Origin of the sequence: Streptomyces sp. SID14478, assembly GCF_010548525.1 — a bacterium.
Lineage (GTDB): Bacteria > Actinomycetota > Actinomycetes > Streptomycetales > Streptomycetaceae > Streptomyces.
Window position 1 is genome coordinate 1 of sequence record NZ_JAAGMG010001451.1, and the last position, 639, is coordinate 639.

Below are 639 nucleotides of genomic sequence, written 5' to 3' on the forward strand. Positions count from 1 at the left end.
CGCCGGCCGGCTCGGTGCCGCATCCGGTCAGGGCCAGCAGACCGACGGCGGCGAGCGCCGCGAGGACGCGGTTCGTGCGGTGAGGGGACATGGGGTGGTGAACTCCTCTGAGCCGCCCGGGAGTTCCGGACGTCGGGGCGTACGGGAGACCTGTTCTGCGGGAGCGGGCGGACGTCAGGCGGCCGACCAGCCGCCGTCGGACGGCACGATCGCGCCGTTGAGGTTCACCGCGTCCCTGCTGAGCAGGAAGGTGATCGAGGCGGCCAGCTCCTCCGCCCGCGCCACAGCGGGGATCGCGACGCGCATCCTCGCGGTGCGCACCGAGCCGTACGGGGCGGCGCCCGGCACGCTGATGCCCGTGGCCACCGCGCCCGGGGCGACGGCGTTGACCTGCACGCCCGTGCCCGCGTACTGGTACGCCGACGACCTGGTCAGGCCCACCAGGGCGTGCTTGGAGGCGGTGTACGCGGCGCCGGCCGCCGAGCCGCGCAGCGCGGCCTCGGAGACGATGTTGACGATGCGGCCGCCGCCCGCGGAGAGCATGCCGGGCACGACCGCGCGCATCAGGCGCATGGGCCCCTCGACGTTGACGCGCATGACGCGTTCCCAGACCTCGTCGTCGACCTCGTGCACGGCGGC

The 639-nt window shown here is 75.0% G+C and carries 1 protein-coding gene; it reads right to left on the reverse strand.

Features of this window, described 5'->3' with window-relative positions:
* Positions 1-174: 174 nt before the first annotated feature.
* Positions 175-639 (reverse strand): SDR family oxidoreductase (locus G3I40_RS45365; RefSeq protein ID WP_164560613.1); only part of this gene is annotated, 465 nt, incomplete at its 5' end.